Source organism: Streptomyces sp. CB01580 (genome assembly GCF_001905795.1).
In the GTDB taxonomy this organism is placed as follows: domain Bacteria; phylum Actinomycetota; class Actinomycetes; order Streptomycetales; family Streptomycetaceae; genus Streptomyces.
On record NZ_LIXJ01000003.1, the window covers coordinates 246,395 to 265,079 of the forward strand.

Genomic DNA, 18,685 nt, shown 5'->3' on the forward strand with positions numbered 1-18,685 from the left:
GGCGACATCGGGCCGCCGTCCGCCGACGAAAGCCGTCCTCGGCGGACGGGACCGGTCCGCCGGCGGACGGGGCGGGGCCGGTCCGTCGACGGGCGAAATGAGCTGTCCGACGGGTGGACGGCGTGGCACAGTGGCGCGCATGCAAGAGATCCACACACCTCCGGCCTGTTCCGTCCGCCCCGCGAACCTCTCCGACGACGACGCCCTCGGAGAGCTCGACCGCGCCACCTGGTCGCCCCTGCACGCGGTGATGCCGAGGCCGCAGCCGCCCTACTCGCCCTTCTTCGACGACCGCCACCTGCCCGAGGACCTTCTCGTGGCCGAGGCGGAGAACGAGGAGGGGGAGACGGGGATCGCCGGGTACATCAGGGTCGTTTCGCCGACCCCGCTGCCCTGCAACTCCCACGTCCGCCAGATACAGGGCCTGGCCGTGGCCGACTGGGCGCGCGGCCGGGGCGTCGCCAGGACCCTGCTGCGGGCCGCGTGCGCGGCGGCGCGGGACGGCGGCGCCAACCGGATGACGCTGCGGGTGCTCGGGCACAACGCGCCCGCGCGCGCCCTGTACGAGGCGGAGGGGTTCGTCGTCGAGGGCGTGCTGCGCGGCGAGTTCTTCCTCGACGGCCGTTATGTCGACGACGTCCTGATGGGGCGTTCGCTCGCCCCCTGATCCGCCCTCGCGTCCCCGGCTCGGTCGTCGAACAGTCGCATGCCGCCAATGAGCTCGTGCAGGCAGCGCACCGCGAGATCGGCGGGTGAGCCGGGCCCGCTCGTCGGCGCGTCCGTCAGCGCCCAGGATTCCAGTGCCACCCGCACCGCGTCCGTGGCGGCGGCCGCGGCCAGCCTCACCTCCAGCGGGTCCGCCCCCTCGCCCGCCAGCCGGGTCAGCACCGGCAGCAGCCGCTCCTCCGATTCCTGATTGCCCCGGTACCAGACGGCTCGCAGCGCCGGGTCGTCCGCCGCCGCCCGCAGCAGCCCGCGCGTCCGCTCCAGTTCCTCGACGGCCTGCGCGTCGGGCATCCGGAGCGCCTCGGCGGCCGCCTTCTCCAGGGCCCGGGCGAACCCGTCCCCCGGATCGGCCGCTTCGAGCAGCGCCCGCCAGCGTTCCGCGCCGCCGCACAGCAGCGGCCCCACCGCGTCCTGCTTGGAGCGGAAATACCGGTAGAACGTGCGCAGCGCGACCCCCGCCCGGAGCGCGATGTCCTCCGCCGTGGTGCCGTCGGGCCCCCGTTCGGCGAAGAGCGCGGCGGCGGCGCGCGCGATGTCCAGCTGGGTCGCAGCCTTGCGGCGCTCGGTGAGGGACGGCTGATTCGGCTTGGGGCTCACCCCCGCAGACTACCCCGGCGAGTGATCACCATGCATGAAATGACGTCGTGGCAAAACGTGCCACCTAGGCGTACGGTGGACATCGTTCGAGGTCGTGAAGAGGCGGCTTCGGGACGTCCAGGACATTCAGGGCGTCCGAGGGGTTCGACACGGCATGCGCCGGGATCGGGAGAGAACAGACATGAACCGCTACGAAGGTCGCCGCGCGCTCGTCACCGGAGGCGGCTCCGGCATCGGGCAGGCCACTGTCCACCGGCTCCTCGCGGAGGGCGGCCGCGTCGTCGCCGCCGATGTGAACGAGACCGGGCTGAAGGCCACGTACGCGTCGGCCGAGGCGAACGGCACCGCCGACCGCCTCACCGTCCTCGCCCTCGACATCTCCGACGAGGAGGCGGTCCGCTCGGGTGTCGCCTCCGCCCTGGAGGTCCTCGGCGGTCTCGACGTCCTCGTCAACGCGGCCGGGATCCTGCGGTCCGAGCACACGCACAAGACCTCGCTGGAACTCTTCAACAAGATCATCGCAGTGAACCTCACGGGTACGTTCCTGATGATCCGCGAGGCGATCCCGGCCCTGCTGGCGGGCGTCGAGCCGGTCGTCGTGAACTTCTCCTCCACCTCGGCGAGCTTCGCGCACCCCTACATGTCGGCGTACGCGGCGAGCAAGGGCGGCATCCAGTCGATGACGCACGCGCTGGCGAGCGAGTACAGCAAGCAAGGACTCCGGGTCGTCGCCGTCGCCCCCGGTTCGATCTCCTCCGAGATGACCAGCGGAACCGGCCCCGGGCTGCCCGCCGACGCCGACATGTCGCTCTTCGCGAAGCTGGCCCCGGCGCTGGGGCAGGGGTTCGCCAGTCCGGACACCGTCGCGGGGGTCGTCGCGATGCTCGGTTCCCGGGACGGGGCGTTCATCACGGGTACCGAGATCCGGATCGACGGAGGCACCCACTTCTGAACCGGAGGAAGCCGCCTCCGCCCGGGGAGCCCCGCCCCGGGAGCGGAAGTAGCGTCTCCGGTCGAAAAGACCCGTGCCCGGCGCGGGAGAATCGTCTCCGCGTCGGGGAGGCGCCCGTCCTGGTGAGGAGAGGCCCGCCCCGGCGTGGAGGGACCCGTTCCACCCGACGCGGAGGGGCCCGTTCCCAGCGCGGAGAAGTCCCTTCCATCCGGCGCGTTCAGCCGCGCGCGGTCGCGCTCAGCCGCCCCTGAACCGTGCCCAGAGCGCGGGGAAGTGCTCTGCGAGGGTCGCCTCGTCCTCGATCGCCAGCGGGACGCCTTCCGGCTCCGCGGGCTGGGGCGGCAGCCCGAGGTCCGGATCGACCACGCCGGTGAGCTGCTCGTACGCCTCGTCGGCGGCGTAGCCGAGGTCCTCACCGTCCCCGTCGATCTCCTCGTCGAAGTCGTCGAGGAGATCGGCGAGGGCGTCCGGATCGTGCAGCGCGCCCTCGAAGACCTCCCGTCCCTGCCCGATCAGCCAGCAGCGGAAGAAGTCGAAGGCGTCGTCGCCCGCCCCGCCGAGCAGCACGGCGGCGGCGCCGCGCAGATCCCAGCGGTACGCGCGGTTGTAACGGGCCTCGAAGTGCCGGGCGAAATCCAGCACGGCTTCCGGATCGAGCCGCACCAGTCGTTCGACGAGCAGATCGGCCTGATCCTCGGGGTCGCCCTCGGCGTCCTCGCGGGTGCTGTCGATGATCTCCCAGAACTCCGTCTCGTCCATCACGGATCAAGCATCGGCCGTGCCGACGGACCGCGCACGCGGACGCGACCGGAGGACGCGCTCAGCGGTACAGGTCGTGCAGGCGCCGCGCCGCCGCGGCGAGACGGGTCCGCAGACCGGCCGGTTCGAGCACCTCCGACTCGGGCCCCAGCCCCAGCAGTTGGGCGTACGCGATCTCCAGGGACTCGACCGGCAGAGTGAGCGTGCGCCACCCCCGCGCGTCGGGCGGGCCCGCCGCCTCCAGGGCCTCCCGGACCGCCGAACGGTCCATCACGTGCGGCAGTCGGCGTACGCCCTCCTTCGACACCCGCACCGTCACCTCCTCCCGCAGCAGTGAGCGGGCGAACTGCGCGGACCGCTCCGCCCAGAACCCCGGCAGGTCGAAGTCCTCGTCGCGCGCGAACCGTTCGTCCGACACCGTGACCGCCGAGAACCGGTCGATCCGGTACACCCGGAAGTCCTCCGCCACCCGGGCGCAGAGGTACCAGACACCGGCCTTCAGGACGAGCCCGTAGGGGGCCAGTTCCCGCTCCACGTCCTCGTCCCGCCCGTTGCGGCGGTAGCGGGCACGCACGAGCCGGTCGTCCCACACGGCCTGCGCGACGGCGGACAGCTGTTCGGGGGTCTCCGGCTCCCGGAACCAGCCGGGCGCGTCCAGGTGGAAGCGCCGGGCGGTGTTCTCGGAGGCGTCCCGCAGTGAAGGGAGCAGGGCCGCCGACACCTTGAGCCGGGCGGCGGACGCGGCTTCCTCCAGACCCATCTCGCGCAGGGCGGAGGGCAGTCCGGAGAGGAAGAGCGCCTCGGCCTCGTCGCGGGCGAGACCGGTGAGGCGGGTGCGGTACCCGCCGACCAGGCGGTAGCCCCCGGCTCTGCCCCGGTCGGCGTACACCGGAACACCCGCCTCGGAGAGGGCCTGCGCGTCCCGGGTGACGGTCCGCTCGGACACCTCCAGCTCCCGGGCGAGCTCGGCGGCGGTCATGGCGGGGCGGGACTGCAGGAGCAGCACCATCTTGATGAGGCGGGCAGCACGCATGGCCCCATTGTGGCCGCGGGCCGTCCACCGCCCGCGCCCGCTGTCCCGGCCTGCGCCGCCCCGGTCCGGCGTCGGCCGGCCTGCGCCACCCGGCCGCGGAAACGGTGCGGTGGTGGAAACGGTGCGGCGGCGGCCGGGCGCACCCGGCCGCCGCCTTCCACCGTTCCCGGTGTCACCCCAGGGTCACAGCCCGTACCGCTCCCGGGCCTCCTTGACCGCGGCCGCGCTCACCTCGCCGCGGCGGGCCAGCTGGGCCAGCGCCGCGACCGTGATCGACTGCGCGTCCACACCGAAGTGGCGGCGGGCCGCGTCACGGGTGTCGGACAGACCGAAGCCGTCCGTGCCGAGCGAGGACCAGTCCTGCTCCACCCACTGGCTGATCTGGTCCGGGACCTGCCGCATCCAGTCGCTGACCGCCAGGACCGGACCCGGCGCGCCCTCCAGGGCGCGGGTCACGTACGGCACCCGCTGCTCGCCCCGCAGCAGCGCCTCGTCGCACGCCAGGGCCTCCCGGCGCAGCTCGCCCCACGAGGTCGCGGACCACACGTCGGCCGTGACGCCCCAGTCCGCCGACAGCAGCTCCTGTGCCGCCAGGGCCCAGTGGATCGCCGTACCGGAGGCCAGCAGCTGGACGCGCGGCGCGTCCGCCTTCGCGGGCGTGCCCTCCTTGAAGCGGTAGAGGCCCTTGAGGATGCCCTCCTCGACACCCTCCGGCATCGCGGGCTGCGGCTTCGGCTCGTTGTAGACCGTCAGGTAGTAGAAGACGTCCTCGGCGTCGGGACCGTACATCCGGCGCAGACCGTCCTTGACGATCACCGCGATCTCGTACGCGAACGCCGGGTCGTAGTTGAGCGAGGCCGGGTTCGTGGACGCGATCAGGTGCGAGTGACCGTCCGCGTGCTGGAGACCCTCGCCCGTCAGCGTCGTGCGGCCCGCCGTGGCGCCGACCACGAAGCCGCGTCCGAGCTGGTCGCCGAGCTGCCAGAACTGGTCGCCAGTGCGCTGCCAGCCGAACATCGAGTAGAAGATGTAGAAGGGGATCATCGGCTCGCCGTGCGTCGCGTACGACGTGGACGCGGCGATGAAGTCCGCCAGGGCGCCGGCCTCGGTGATCCCCTCGTTGAGGATCTGGCCGTCCTTGGCCTCCTTGTAGTACATCAGCTGGTCGCGGTCGACCGGCTCGTACGTCTGGCCCAGCGGCGAGTAGATACCGGCCGACGGGAACAGCGACTCCATGCCGAAGGTGCGGGCCTCGTCGGGCACGACCGGCACCCAGCGCCTGCCGGTCTGCTTGTCCCGCATCAGCTCCTTGACGAGGCGGACGAAGGCCATGGTGGTGGCCATCTCCTGCTTGCCGGACCCCTTCTTCAGCGCGGCGAACGCACGCTCCTCGGGCTCGGGCAGCGCCACGGAGTGCACCCGGCGGGCCGGGGCCGGGCCGCCGAGGGCGGCGCGGCGCTCCTGGAGGTAGCGCACCTCGGGGGAGTCGGCGCCCGGGTGGCCGTAGGGCACCAGGCCGTCGACGAAGGCGCTGTCCGGGATCGGCAGCCCCAGCAGGTCGCGCATGTCCTTGAACTCGTCGGCGGACAGCTTCTTCATCTGGTGGTTGGCGTTCTTGGACTCGAAGCCCTTGCCGAGCGTGAAGCCCTTCACCGTCTGGGCGAGGATCACGGTCGGGCCGCCCTTGTGCTCCAGGGCCGCCTTGTACGCCGCGTAGACCTTGCGGGGCTCGTGGCCGCCGCGCGAGGTGTAGAAGCACTCGGCGATCTTCGCGTCGGTGAGCAGCTTCGCCATCTCGACGAGCGCGGGCTCGGCGCCGAAGAAGTGCTCACGGATGTACGCGACGTCGCGGGTGGCGTACGTCTGGAACTGCGCGTCCGGGACCTCGCGGAGCCGACGGACCAGCGCACCCGTGGTGTCCAACTGGAACAGCTCGTCCCAGGCGTTGCCCCAGAGCGTCTTGACGACGTTCCAGCCGGCCCCGCGGAACGCGCCCTCCAGCTCCTGGACCACGCGGAAGTTGGCGCGCACCGGGCCGTCGAGGCGCTGCAGGTTGCAGTTGATGACGAAGGTCAGGTTGTCCAGCCGCTCGCGGGCCGCGAGGGCGAGGGCGGCGGTCGACTCGGGCTCGTCCATCTCGCCGTCGCCGAGGAAGGCCCAGACGTGCGAGTTCGAGGTGTCCTTGATGCCGCGGTTGGTCAGGTAGCGGTTGAAGCGCGCCTGGTAGATCGCGGAGAGCGGGCCGAGGCCCATCGACACGGTGGGGAACTCCCACAGCCAGGGCAGCCGACGCGGGTGCGGGTAGGACGGCAGGCCGTCGCCGCCCGCCTCCTGGCGGAAGTTGTCGAGCTGCCGCTCGCTGAGCCGGCCGTCGAGGAAGGCACGGGCGTAGATGCCGGGGGAGGCGTGGCCCTGGACGTAGATCTGGTCGCCCGAGCCGTCCCCCTCCTTGCCGTGGAAGAAGTGGTTGAAGCCGGTCTCGTACAGCCAGGCGGCCGAGGCGAAGGTGGCGATGTGACCGCCGACCCCGAACCGGGCGCCGCGGGTGACCATCGCGGCCGCGTTCCAGCGGTTCCAGGCGGTGATCCGGCTTTCCATCTCCAGGTCGCCGCCGAACGCGGGCTCGGCGGCGGTCGGGATGGAGTTGACGTAGTCGGTCTCCAGCAGCTTGGGCAGCGCGAGACCGGCGCCCTCGGCGTGCTGGAGCGAGCGGCGCATCAGATACGCGGCGCGGTGCGGGCCGGCGGCCCTGGTGACGGCGTCCAGGGAGGCCGCCCATTCGGCGGTCTCCTCGGGGTCGCGGTCCGGGAGCTGATCGAGCTCGCTCGGAAGCTTTACGGGGTCGGTCATGATCGCCGCCTTCCGGAGTGGGAGGAGGGTGGAGAAGTCCCTGGCTGGCAGGACAGGGCGATGGGGCCGGTGAGCCCGCGACTGAACTCTAGGCCGTCGATCGATGATCGATCAAAGGGTGAACGGCAAAACTTCTCGATATGAAGAAATTGGCATTCGGTGCCGCGAAGTGGGGCACGGAGTGACGGGATTTAGTGCGCAAAAGGGGCGCGTGATCGCGCAGTCGAGCACCCCTCGTCACAGATGCGTCACCTGTACCGGACGGCCTGCGCGGCGTCGGACAGGTCCCGGACGGCCTCGCACGGGACGGACGAGCGCCGGGCCGGTCGCCGGAATGCCGGACGAGCGCGGGGCCGGTCGCCCGGGTGCCGGACGAGTACCGGGCCGGTCGCCGCCGCCGTGCTGCTCAGGCGCGCGGCGCGCAGCCCAGGACGTGCGCCTTGACCAGCGCCCCGATGTCCGGGTCCTTGCGCAGGAACGCCTCGATGAGCGCCTCGTGCTCCTCCGCGTACGACTTCTGCACCGTGCCCAGCCAGCGGATCGACAGGGCGGTGAACACCTCGATGCCCAGTCCCTCCCAGGTGTGCAGCAGCACGGCGTTCCCGGCGGCCCGCACCATCTCGCGGTGGAACGCCACGGTGTGCCGCACCTGCGCCTCGCCGTCGGCCAGCCGGTCCGCCTCGTAGAGCGCCGCCACGTGCGGGGCCAGGCGCGAGCAGTCCTCGCCCAGGGCCGGGGCCGCCAGCTCCGCGGCGATCTGCTCCAGACCGGCCCGGACCGGATAGCTCTCCTCCAGATCGGCCGCGGTGAGGTTGCGGACCCGCACGCCCTTGTTGGGGGCGGACTCGATCAGCCGGAGCGTCTCCAGTTCCCGCAGGGCCTCGCGCACGGGCGTCTGGCTGACCTCCAGCTCGGTGGCGATGCGGCGCTCCACGATCCGTTCGCCCGGCTTCCAGCGCCCGCTGACGATCCCGTCCACGATGTGCTCGCGGATCTGTTCGCGCAGCGAGTGGACGACGGGCGGGGTCATGTGGAGCTCCTTCGAGGCGGACCGGTGCTGTCTGCGCCATCACGGCGGCCGAGGCGACCGGTGAATGACTAGACAATACGGCGGTGCCCCCGCCCGGACGTGGTCCGGACGGGGGCACCGCTCGTGAGGCTGGTTACAGCCGCGACGTTCAGAGGCCGAGCTCGACCTCGAACTCACCGGCCTCCAGGATCGCCTTGACCGTGGTCAGGTAACGGGCGGCGTCCGCGCCGTCCACCAGACGGTGGTCGTAGGAGAGCGACAGGTACGTCATGTCGCGCACCGCGATCGTCTCGCCGAGGTCCGGGTGGTCGATGACCACCGGACGGCGGACCGTGGCACCGATGCCCAGGATGGCGACCTGGTTCGGGGGCACGATGACGGTGTCGAACAGCGCACCGCGCGAGCCGGTGTTGCTGATGGTGAAGGTGGCGCCGGACATGTCGTCCGGCGTCAGCCCGCCACCGCGGGCCTTGCCCGCCAGCTCCGCGGTCTTCTTCGCGATGCCGGCGATGTTCAGGTCGCCCGCACCCTTGATGACCGGGGTCATCAGACCCTTCTCGGCGTCCACGGCGATGCCGATGTTCTCCGAGTCGAAGTACGTGATGGTGCCCTCGTCCTCGTTGATCCGGGCGTTGACGACCGGGTGGGCCTTCAGCGCCTGGGCCGCCGCCTTGACGTAGAACGGCATCGGGGACAGCTTGACGCCCTCACGGGCCGCGAACGCGTTCTTCGCCAGGCCGCGCAGCTTCATCAGCTTCGTGACGTCGACCTCGACGACCGACGTCAGCTGGGCCTGCGAGTGCAGCGCCTTCATCATGTTGTCGCCGATGACCTTGCGCATGCGGGTCATCTTGACCGTCTGACCGCGCAGCGGGGACGCCTCCAGCTTCGGCGCCTTCGGGGCGGCGGCAGCGGCGGCGACCGGAGCCGGCGCGGCGACGGCGGCCTTGGCGGCCTCAGCGGCGGCGACGACGTCCTGCTTGCGGATACGGCCACCGACGCCGGTGCCCTTGACCGCGCCCAGGTCGACACCGGTCTCGGCGGCGAGCTTGCGGACCAGCGGCGTGACGTACGCGCCGTCGTCACCGGCGGTCGCGGCCGGGGCGGCGACGACGGGAGCCGGGGCGGCGGGTGCGACCGGGGCGGGGGCGGCGGGTGCGACCGGGGCGGGAGCCGGGGCCGCCGGGGCGACCGGAGCCGGGGCCGGAGGCGCGACCGGAGCCGGGGCCGGAGCGGCGGGCGCGACCGGGGCCGGGGCGGGGGCCGCCGGAGCGGCCGGGGCCGGGGCGGGAGCCGGTGCGGCGGCGGGCGCGGGGGCGGCGACCGGAGCGGCCGGGGCAGCCACCGGAGCGGCACCCGGGGCACCGATCACGGCGAGCTTGGCGCCGACCTCGGCGGTCTCGTCCTCGGCGACCACGATCTCCAGCAGCACGCCGGATACCGGGGCCGGGATCTCGGTGTCGACCTTGTCCGTGGAGACCTCCAGGAGGGGCTCGTCCTCCGTGACCTCCTCGCCGACCTCCTTCAGCCAGCGGGTGACGGTGCCCTCGGTGACGCTCTCGCCGAGCGCGGGGAGGGTGACGTCGGTGCCGGCCGCGCCACCGGCCGGAGCGGCGGCGGGAGCCTCGGCGACCGGGGCCGGGGCCGGGGCGGCGGGGGCCTCGGGAGCCGGGGCCGGGGCGGCCTCGGGCTCGGCGGCGGCCGGGGCGGCAGCGGCGGCGGGCGCACCCGTGCCGTCGTCGATGACGGCCAGTTCGGCGCCGACCTCGACGGTCTCGTCCTCGGCGACCTTGATGGCGGTGAGGACGCCGGACGCCGGGGCCGGGATCTCGGTGTCGACCTTGTCGGTCGAGACCTCGAGCAACGGCTCGTCGGCCTCGACGCGCTCGCCCTCGGCCTTCAGCCAGCGGGTGACAGTGCCCTCGGTGACGCTCTCACCGAGCGCCGGAAGGGTTACGGAAACCGACATGGTTTCGGTTGCTCCTTACGAAAGTGCGGAAGTGGTCGGTCGTCGCGCCCGGTCGACTGGATCAGTCGTGGGAGTGGAGGGGCTTGCCGGCCAGAGCCAGGTGGGCCTCGCCCATCGCCTCGTTCTGGGTCGGGTGGGCGTGGATCAGCTGCGCGACCTCGGCCGGCAGCGCCTCCCAGTTGTAGATCAGCTGGGCTTCGCCGACCTGCTCGCCCATGCGGTCACCGACCATGTGGACGCCGACCACCGCACCGTCCTTGACCTGGACGAGCTTGATCTCGCCCGCGGTCTTCAGGATCTTGCTCTTTCCGTTGCCCGCGAGGTTGTACTTCAGGGCGACGACCTTGTCCGCGCCGTAGAGCTCCTTGGCCTTGGCCTCGGTGATGCCCACGGAGGCGACCTCGGGGTGGCAGTACGTCACCCGCGGGACGCCGTCGTAGTCGATCGGGACGGTCTTCAGACCGGCCAGGCGCTCCGCGACGAGGATGCCCTCGGCGAAGCCGACGTGCGCGAGCTGGAGCGTGGGGACCAGGTCGCCCACGGCCGAGATGGTGGGCACGTTGGTGCGCATGTACTCGTCGACGAGGACGTAGCCGCGGTCCATCGCGACGCCGGCCTCCTCGTAGCCCAGGCCCTGCGAGACCGGGCCGCGGCCGATGGCGACCAGCAGCACCTCGGCCTCGTAGGTCTTGCCGTCGGCCAGGGTGACCTTGACGCCGTCCTGGGTGTACTCGGCGCTCTGGAAGAACGTGCCGAGGTTGAACTTGATGCCGCGCTTGCGGAAGGCGCGCTCCAGGAGCTTCGAGCTGTTCTCGTCCTCGACCGGGACGAGGTGCTTCAGGCCCTCGATGACCGTGACCTCGGTGCCGAAGGACGTCCACGCCGAGGCGAACTCGACGCCGATGACGCCGCCGCCCAGCACGATCGCCGACTTCGGGACGCGGTCCAGCTTCAGCGCGTGGTCCGAGGAGATGATGCGGTTGCCGTCGATCTCCAGGCCCGGCAGCGACTTCGGCACGGAACCGGTCGCCAGCAGCACGTGGCGGCCCTGGACCCGCTGACCGTTCACGTCCACAGAGGTGGGGGAGGAGAGCCGGCCCTCGCCCTCGATGTACGTGACCTTGCGCGAGGCGATGAGACCCTGCAGACCCTTGTACAGGCCCGAGATGACGTCGTCCTTGTACTTGTGGACGGCCTTGATGTCGATGCCCTCGAAGGTGGCCTTGACACCGAACTGGTCCGCCTCGCGCGCCTGGTCGGCGATCTCGCCGGCGTGCAGCAGGGCCTTCGTGGGAATGCAGCCGTTGTGCAGGCAGGTGCCGCCGACCTTGCCCTTCTCGATCAGGGCGACGTCCAGGCCCAGCTGCGCCCCGCGCAGGGCCGCGGCGTAACCGCCGCTACCGCCGCCGAGGATCACTAGGTCGAAAACGGTGCTGGCGTCGTTCGCCACGTCACGTCCTCCATGCATGTGCGCCGTACGCCGGGCCCCGTCGCTGGGGGATGACCGGCCGGTCGGCTGGTGTGCGGCCGCTTGTCGTTCGGCCCTGTGGTGGGGGCCCTGTCCTGCCGAGAACCCATCTTCGCACTTGTCGACGGGTGGCGGGACGCGGGGCCCGGGTCTGGGAAGGACGATCATCCGTCCCGGACGGTTACCGCTGCGTAGTGAGGTGCTGTGCCCATCAAGTTTCGTCGAGAGCGAAACCCTCCTCCGCGCCGTGGTGCCACGGGGGGAACGCGAACGGCCCCGGACGTATGCCCGGGGCCGGTGGTCGTCCGCGTGACGCGGCCTCAGCCGAGGTCGCCGGCGGCCGTGCGCTCGGCCAGCCTCACCAGCGTGCGGACCGCGGAACCGGTGCCGCCCTTCGGCGTGTAGCCGTACGGCGCGCCCTCGTGGAAGGCCGGACCCGCGATGTCCAGGTGCGCCCAGGCGATGCCCTCGCCCACGAACTCCTGGAGGAACAGGCCGGCCACCAGGCCGCCGCCCATCCGCTCGCCCATGTTGGCGATGTCGGCCGTCGCGGACTCCATGCTCTTGCGCAGGTCCGCGGGGAGCGGCATCGGCCAGGACGCCTCGCCGACCTCCTCGGCGATCTCGTGGACGGAGGCGCGGAAGGCGTCGTCGTTCGCCATGATGCCGAAGGTGCGGTTGCCCAGCGCCAGCATCATCGCGCCGGTCAGCGTCGCCACGTCGACGATCGCGTCCGGGTTCTCCTCCGAGGCGCGGGTCAGCGCGTCGGCGAGGACCAGGCGGCCCTCGGCGTCCGTGTTGAGGACCTCGACGGTCTTGCCGCTGTACATGCGCAGCACGTCGCCGGGGCGGGTGGCGCTGCCCGACGGCATGTTCTCGGCGAGCGCCAGCCACCCGGTGACGTTGACCTGGAGGCCCAGACGGGCGGACGCGACGACGGCCGCGAACACGGCGGCGGCGCCGCTCATGTCGCACTTCATCGTCTCGTTGTGGCCGGCCGGCTTCAGGGAGATGCCGCCCGAGTCGTAGGTGATGCCCTTGCCGACGAGGGCCAGGGTCTTCTCCGCCTTCGGGTGCGTGTAGGCGAGCTTCACCAGGCGCGGGCCGTTGACCGAGCCGCTGCCGACGCCGAGCAGGCCGCCGAAGCCGCCCTTGACGAGCGCCTTCTCGTCGAGGACCTGCACCTTGATGCCGTGCTCCTTGCCCGCGGCGGCGGCCACGGCGGCGAAGGACTCGGGGTACAGGTCGTTCGGCGGGGTGTTGATCAGGTCGCGGGCGCGGTTGATCTCCTCGACCAGCGCGACGGCACGCTCGGCGGACGCCTTGAACGCCTTGTCGCGCGGCTTGGCGCCGAGCAGGGCGACCTCGCCCAGCGGCAGCCTGGGGCCGTTGCCGTTCTTCTTGCCCTTGGGCGCGACCTTGTCCTCGCCGCCCTGGTACGCGGTGAACGCGTACGCGCCGAGCAGCGCGCCCTCGGCGATCGCCCCGGCGTCCTCGGCGGACTCGACGGGCAGCGCGAAACCGGCCTTCTTCGAACCGGCCAGCGCGCGGGCGGCCGAGCCCGCGGCCCGGCGCAGCGCCTCGGCGTCGTACGCCTCGTCCTTGTCCGGGGCGGAACCGAGTCCGACCGCCAGGACGACCGGGGCCTTGAGGTCGTCGGGTGCGGGGAGCTTGGTCACCTCGCCCTCGGCACCGGTGGCGCCCAGGGCCTCCAGGACGGTGGCGAGCTTCCCGCCGAACGCCTTGTCCACGGCCTCGGCGCCCGGTGCGAGGACCAGGCCCCCAGACTTGGATCCGGCGCCCTTGCCGACGCCGACGACGAGTGCGTCGGCGCGCAGCGTCGCCGCACCGGCAGTGCTGAGAGTGAGAGCAGTCACGGTGGTGAAATCTCGCTTCCGTTGAGTTCGTTGTCGGTCGAGGGGTGGGCCGACCATGCCCGGCGCATCGTAGACGCCGTCGCGATGTGCCGGGAATGAGCCTACGCGCGCCTTTGCTGCGGGAACACGGCGGCGGGCCGTCGAATGAACGGCGCGGGAGCCCGGGCCGCGCTCGCGGACGGCCGTCGGCGGAGGCCGGGGCCGCGGGTCGCACGGACATGCGGTGGGGTCGTACGGGGTGAACAAACGGTGGAAGTAGGGTCGTTCGGAATGCCGCACCCGAGGGGGAGAACCATGCGCGCCCGACGAGCCGCCCGCCCGACACGTCCGGGCGCGGTGTTGCCGGCCGTGGTCCTGGCCCTGCTGGCCCTGCTGGCCGGTTGCACCGCCGCCCCGGAACCCGGCGGGACGTCCGCCGCGAGTTCCGGGAAATCCGGTGAGAAGACCGGGGAGAAGCCCGGTGGGCAGGAGGCGCGTTGGCGGCCCGAGCCCGGCACTGGCTGGCAGTGGCAGCTCTCCGGCAAGCTCGACCCCACGGTGGACGTCCCCGTGTACGACATCGACGGCTTCGACCACGGGGCGCCTGCCGTAGCCGATCTGCACCGCAGGGGCCGCAAGGTGATCTGCTACCTGTCCACCGGGGCCTGGGAGGACTTCCGCCCCGACGCCGGGAAGTTCCCGAAGTCGGTGCGGGGCGAGAGCAACGGCTGGGAGGGGGAGTGGTGGCTCGACATCCGCCGCACCGACATCCTGGAACCGCTGATGGAGAAGCGGATCGAGATGTGCGCGGAGAAGGGCTTCGACGCGGTGGAGCCCGACAATATGGACGGCTATCGCAACCGTACGGGCTTCCCGCTCACCGCCGCCGACCAGCTGCGCTACAACCGGCTCATCGCCCGGATCGCCCACCGTCACGGACTCGCCGTCGGGTTGAAGAACGACCTCGGCCAGATCCCGGAGCTGGAACCGGACTTCGACTTCGCGGTCAACGAGCAGTGCGCCCAGTTCGAGGAGTGCGACGCGCTGACCCCCTTCGTGAAGGCGGGCAAGGCCGTCTTCCACGTCGAGTACGAACTGCCGGTCGCCCGGTTCTGCGCCGACTCGAAGCGGCTGGGCCTCAGTTCGCTGCGGAAGAAGTACGACCTGGGCGTGTGGCGTCAGGAGTGCCCGCAGGCCCGGCCGTAGTCCCCGCCCCTCGCGCAGGGGCCGGGGCCCGGCCGTAGTCCCCGTCCCCCGCACAGGGGCCGGGGGGACGGTCATGGCCCCGCCCGTCGCACGGGGGACCTATCCGAGCGCGAGCACCACCAGCGCCGTCGTCGCCGCCGTCTCGGCCAGGGCCCCGAAGACGTCCCCGGTCACCCCGCCGAAGCGCCGGACGCAGTGCCGCAGCAGCAGGTCGGCGGCGGCGAGGGCGGCCAGTACGGCGAGCGCGTGGTGCGCCGCCGCCCCGTACCCGCCCAGCGGCGCACCCGCCCCCGCGCACGCCGCGACCACCACGACGCCCGCCGCCACCGCCCCCGCCACCGGGACGGTCCCGGCCACCGCCGCGCCCAGACCCTCCGGACGCGCCGCGGGCACGCCCCGGCGGGAGGCGAGGGTGAGCGCCAGCCGGGCCGCCACCGCGGCGACGACCGCCGCCACCGCGCCGTGCGCCCAGCCCCGCCCGTACGACTGCTGGAGCACCGCCACCTGGGCCAGCAGCACGAACAGCAGCGTGATCACGCCGAACGGGCCGATGTCCGACCGCTTCATGACGCGCAGCGCCTCGTCGGCCGGCTTGCCGCTGCCCAGACCGTCGGCGGTGTCCGCGAGACCGTCCAGATGCAGCCCCCGGGTCAGCACCGCGGGCACGGCGGCGGACGCCACCGCGGCGAGCAGCGGCCCGGAGCCGAGCAGCAGCGGCAGAACACCGGCCGCCGCCGCGAGCACTCCCACCACGAGACCGGCGAGCGGGGCGCACAGCATCCCGGCGCGGGCGGTGTCCCGGTCCCACCGGGTGACGCGGACGGGGATCACGGTCAGGGTGCCGAAGGCGAAGCGCGGGCCGTGGCTGTTCAGGAAGGTCACGGCGCGCAGGCTAATCGCTGCGACCGGCCGATAGATTGGACGGAGGCCGGATGAAACACGGCCAACCATGACGAACCATGACGAAAGCGGCTTGTCGGGGGTGGGTGGCATGGGTCACTGGTTCGACCGGAACGTCATCGAGCCGGGGAAGCTTCCCCTGCTCCTCGCGCTGGCCGCCTTCGTGCTCACCTTCGCCGTCACCCGGGTCGTCACCCGGATGATCAGGGCGGGGAAGGGCCCCTTCCGCAACATCACGCCCGGTGGGCTGCACGTCCATCACGTGGTGCCGGGCGTGGTGCTGAGCGTCGTGGGCGGCTTCGGGGCGGTCGCGAGCGGACGCCACGGCATCAGCGCCGCGGTGTGTGCGGTGATCTTCGGCACGGGCGCGGGGCTGGTGCTGGACGAGTTCGCTCTGATCCTTCACCTCGACGACGTGTACTGGACCGAGGAGGGGCGGCAGAGCGTCGAGGTCGTGGTGCTCACCGCGGCGCTCGTGCTGCTGGTCCTCGCCGGGTTCTCGCCGCTCGGCGTGAACGAACTGAGCAGTGACGAGCAGATGAGCAGGCTCGGGGTCGCCCTGACCCTGATCGTCAACTTCTGCTTCGTGCTGATCGCCCTGTTCAAGGGCAAGGCGCGGATGGCGGTGCTCGGCACCCTCGTCCCGTTCGTCGCGCTGATCGGCGCGATCCGGCTGGCCCGGCCGACCTCGGTGTGGGCGAGGCGGTTCTACCGCGGGCGGCACCGGGCCCGCGCCCGGGCGGTGCTGCGCGCCTACCACCACGACGTGCGCTGGGCGGGGCCGCGCCGCAGACTTCAGGACCTCATCGGCGGCGCGCCGGACCGGGTCCCGGCCCGCGGACGGCGCGACTCCTGAGCGCGGTGGTCCGCGTCACGGCCCCGGCGCCGGTGCCGGGCGACCGTGACGACGCACAGCACGAGCACCGCGGCGATCGCCGCCAGATGCTCCTTCCCGGCCAGGTTGTTCTTGAGGAACACCTCGACCACCATCGCCACGATCACCAGCCCGCCGGTGAACCACGCCCGGTAGACGCAGCACACGTACACGGCGAGACCGACCACCGCGGCCGACGGGCCGGTGTCGACGATCCGGGCGTCGGACGCGGGCAGCCCGAACGGCCCGTCCGGGCCCAGGGCGATGCCGATCCGCGCGTACAACGTCCCGGCCAGGGTGGTGACGTACGCGACGGCGAGCATGCGCCACCGGCCCAGACAGATCTCGGCGATCCCGAACACCACCAGGATCTGCGCCAGCGCCCCCCACACCGGCAGGTCGAGCGCCGGGACGAACAGCGACAACGGGGTACGCAGCAGGGCCGCCCAGAACGGGTCCTCGGCCCGCACCGCCCCCAGCGCCCGCACCGCCCCGACCCCCCAGGGCCGGCTCTGCACCGCGTGCAGCAGCGCCGTCAGGCAGACCGCGGCGAGGGTCAGGGGGACGGCCCGCAGCCGGGCGGCCACGAGCCCCGCGCGCACGGTCCGCGCCAGTGGCTCCCACTCGCGTCGGGCCGCCCCGCGCAGTCTGCGGCCGGGTCTCATCCCCCCGCCCCGAGCTGCGAGCGGTGCAGCCACTTCGGCAGTCCCGGCGCCTCCAGGAACCCTTCGGCGCGGCCCGCGGCCAGACCGATGCGGGGCAGGTCGGCACTCTTTTCGAAGAGCATGAAGCGCGGCTCCCAGATCGGCCGGTACTTGGCGTTGGCACGGTACAGCGACTCGATCTGCCACCAGCGCGAGAAGAAGCCGAGCATGGAGCGCCACAGCCGCAGCACCGGTCCGGCGCCGAGCCGCGAACCCCTCTCGAAGACGGACCGGAACATCGCGAAGTTGAGCGAGACCTGAGTGATCCCGATCTCCTCGGCGCGTCGCAGGAGTTCGATGACCATGAACTCGACCAGCCCGTTCTCGGAGTCCCGGTCACGGCGCATCAGGTCCAGCGAGAGACCGTGCGGCCCCCATGGGACGAAGCTCAGCAGCGCCCGCAACCTGCCGGGGCCGCCCTCCTTCCCGGGCGCGTCACGGCATTCGAGTATCACGCACCGGCCGTCGGCCGGATCACCGAGCCGGCCCAGCGCCATCGAGAAGCCGCGCTCGGTCTCCCCGCCCCGCCAGTCGTCGGCGCAGCGCACCAGCTCGGCCATCTCGTCCGCCGGGATGTCCTCGTGCCGGCGCACGGTCACCGTGTACCCGGCCCGTCGGACCCGGTTGTACGCCTGGCGCACGGTTCGCATCGCCCGGCCCTCCAGGGTGAACTCGGCGGTCTCCACGATCGCCTCGTCGCCCAGCTCCAGCGCGTCGAGGCCGTGGCGCGCATAGATCGTGCCGCCCTCCTCGCTCGCCCCCATCACCGCGGGGATCCAGCCGTGCTCGCGGGCCTCGTCCAGCCACGGGACGATCGCCCCCGGCCATGCCTCCGGGTCGCCGATGGGATCCCCCGAGGCCAGCGAGACCCCGCCGACCACCCGGTAGGCGACGGCCGCCTTGCCGGTCGGCGACCAGACGACGCTCTTCTCCCGGCGCAGCGCGAAGTAGCCCAGCGAGTCCCGTTCCCCGTGCCTGTCGAGCAGCGCCCGCAGCCGGGCCTCGTCCTGCGGAGTGATCGGATCGACCGCCCGACGGGACCGGAACGCCGCGTACACGACGGCGATCAGCAGCAGCGTGGAGAGGATGTTGATGGTGACGTCGACCCAGCCGGGCGTGGTGATCCCGTCGTAGTGCACGTCGTTCTCGGCGATCGACACCAGGCGCAGCGTGCCGTAGCGCCAGCGGTCCAGGAACGTCGAACGGTACTCGTCGTGGGCGGTGTTGGTGAGGGTGACCAGGCCCGCGGCGATCAGTGAGGTGACCAGCAGTCCGCCGCCCGCGACGAGGGCGGCCAGCTTCGGGTTGGACCGGTCGCCCTTCGCGTAGAACTCGCGCCGTCCGAGGAGCAGCGCCAGGACGAACACGGCGGTCAGCGCCAGCGACACCCAGTTCTGCGGGTACCGCCGCACCTCAGGGAACGGGATCACCAGCGCGAAGAGCAGCAACAGCAGGCTGCTCACCACCATGTTCACGATCCACGCGGCCCGCTTGCGGCGGCGCATGGTGATCGCCAGGAAGAGTGCGACCACCCCGGAGGAGAATCCCGCGGTGAGCAGGTAGGGGGTGAAGAGGTTCGCGGTGTTGTGGCGACGCAGGTCGTTGCCGAGGGTGACCCAGACCGCGCTCAGGAAATTGATGAACGAGACGACCCGGAGGTACCAGATGGTGTACGCGGCGCAGCGGCGTGACCGGACGGTGCTCGGTGCCCGGGTGCCGTCCCGCCCGGATTCCACGGTGGACAATCGGACCTCTCCCATG

Annotated in this window: 15 protein-coding genes; 4 read left to right on the forward strand and 11 right to left on the reverse strand. The window is 72.2% G+C overall.

Annotated elements, in window-relative coordinates; translation table 11 throughout:
• Nucleotides 1-139: 139 nt before the first annotated feature.
• Nucleotides 140-667, forward strand: a complete 528-nt coding sequence (locus AMK22_RS06150) for a GNAT family N-acetyltransferase (protein ID WP_073782815.1) — start codon at nt 140-142, stop codon at nt 665-667.
• Here the strand turns inward: AMK22_RS06150 and AMK22_RS06155 are convergent.
• Nucleotides 625-1,323, reverse strand: coding sequence for a TetR/AcrR family transcriptional regulator (locus AMK22_RS06155; RefSeq protein ID WP_079185946.1), 699 nt, complete (start codon nt 1,321-1,323; stop codon nt 625-627). The two genes, AMK22_RS06150 and AMK22_RS06155, sit on opposite strands and share 43 nt — an antisense overlap.
• 181 nt (nt 1,324-1,504) lie before the next feature.
• On the opposite strand from AMK22_RS06155, the gene AMK22_RS06160 reads away from it, so the two are divergent.
• Nucleotides 1,505-2,275 carry an SDR family NAD(P)-dependent oxidoreductase gene (locus AMK22_RS06160; protein WP_073782198.1) on the forward strand — a complete coding sequence of 257 codons (771 nt, stop codon included), beginning with the start codon at nt 1,505-1,507 and terminating at the stop codon, nt 2,273-2,275.
• Nucleotides 2,276-2,512: 237 nt separating this feature from the next.
• On the opposite strand, the gene AMK22_RS06165 is transcribed toward AMK22_RS06160, so the two are convergent.
• From AMK22_RS06165 to AMK22_RS06195, 7 genes are all read right to left on the reverse strand, one after another.
• Complete coding sequence (locus tag AMK22_RS06165; protein WP_073782199.1) at nt 2,513-3,034, reverse strand: DUF4240 domain-containing protein; 522 nt, start codon at nt 3,032-3,034, stop codon at nt 2,513-2,515.
• 61 nt (nt 3,035-3,095) lie between these two features.
• On the reverse strand, nt 3,096-4,067 hold the full coding sequence (locus tag AMK22_RS06170) for a helix-turn-helix transcriptional regulator (protein ID WP_073782200.1): 972 nt from the start codon (nt 4,065-4,067) through the stop codon (nt 3,096-3,098).
• Nucleotides 4,068-4,250: 183 nt separating this feature from the next.
• Entirely contained in the window at nt 4,251-6,917 is a 2,667-nt protein-coding gene (gene aceE / locus AMK22_RS06175) for a pyruvate dehydrogenase (acetyl-transferring), homodimeric type (RefSeq protein WP_073782201.1), read from the reverse strand.
• 406 nt (nt 6,918-7,323) lie between these two features.
• Nucleotides 7,324-7,947: a GntR family transcriptional regulator gene (locus AMK22_RS06180; protein WP_073782202.1), complete on the reverse strand. Its 624-nt coding sequence runs from the start codon at nt 7,945-7,947 to the stop codon at nt 7,324-7,326.
• 148 nt (nt 7,948-8,095) lie between these two features.
• Complete coding sequence (gene sucB / locus AMK22_RS06185) at nt 8,096-9,916, reverse strand: 2-oxoglutarate dehydrogenase, E2 component, dihydrolipoamide succinyltransferase (protein WP_073782203.1); 1,821 nt, start codon at nt 9,914-9,916, stop codon at nt 8,096-8,098.
• Nucleotides 9,917-9,977: 61 nt separating this feature from the next.
• Nucleotides 9,978-11,366: a dihydrolipoyl dehydrogenase gene (gene lpdA / locus AMK22_RS06190; RefSeq protein WP_073782204.1), complete on the reverse strand. Its 1,389-nt coding sequence runs from the start codon at nt 11,364-11,366 to the stop codon at nt 9,978-9,980.
• Nucleotides 11,367-11,704: 338 nt separating this feature from the next.
• A complete protein-coding gene (locus AMK22_RS06195; protein ID WP_073782205.1) occupies nt 11,705-13,261 on the reverse strand; it encodes a leucyl aminopeptidase in 1,557 nt (518 codons plus the stop codon).
• A gap of 294 nt (nt 13,262-13,555) precedes the next feature.
• On the opposite strand from AMK22_RS06195, the gene AMK22_RS06200 reads away from it, so the two are divergent.
• Nucleotides 13,556-14,446, forward strand: coding sequence for an endo alpha-1,4 polygalactosaminidase (locus AMK22_RS06200; protein WP_073782206.1), 891 nt, complete (start codon nt 13,556-13,558; stop codon nt 14,444-14,446).
• Between the two features lie 99 nt (nt 14,447-14,545).
• On the opposite strand, the gene AMK22_RS06205 is transcribed toward AMK22_RS06200, so the two are convergent.
• Entirely contained in the window at nt 14,546-15,328 is a 783-nt protein-coding gene (locus AMK22_RS06205) for an adenosylcobinamide-GDP ribazoletransferase (RefSeq protein WP_073782207.1), read from the reverse strand.
• A 109-nt stretch (nt 15,329-15,437) separates the two neighbouring features.
• On the opposite strand from AMK22_RS06205, the gene AMK22_RS06210 reads away from it, so the two are divergent.
• Nucleotides 15,438-16,202 (forward strand): hypothetical protein, encoded by a 765-nt coding sequence (locus AMK22_RS06210; RefSeq protein WP_073782208.1) that lies wholly within the window; start codon nt 15,438-15,440, stop codon nt 16,200-16,202.
• On the opposite strand, the gene AMK22_RS39410 is transcribed toward AMK22_RS06210, so the two are convergent.
• Nucleotides 16,142-16,885, reverse strand: coding sequence for a hypothetical protein (locus AMK22_RS39410; protein ID WP_158072025.1), 744 nt, complete (start codon nt 16,883-16,885; stop codon nt 16,142-16,144). The two genes, AMK22_RS06210 and AMK22_RS39410, sit on opposite strands and share 61 nt — an antisense overlap.
• A complete protein-coding gene (locus tag AMK22_RS06220; protein WP_107430482.1) occupies nt 16,882-18,684 on the reverse strand; it encodes a phosphatidylglycerol lysyltransferase domain-containing protein in 1,803 nt (600 codons plus the stop codon). Before AMK22_RS06220 ends, AMK22_RS39410 begins: the two co-directional genes overlap by 4 nt.
• Nucleotide 18,685 lies beyond the last annotated feature (1 nt).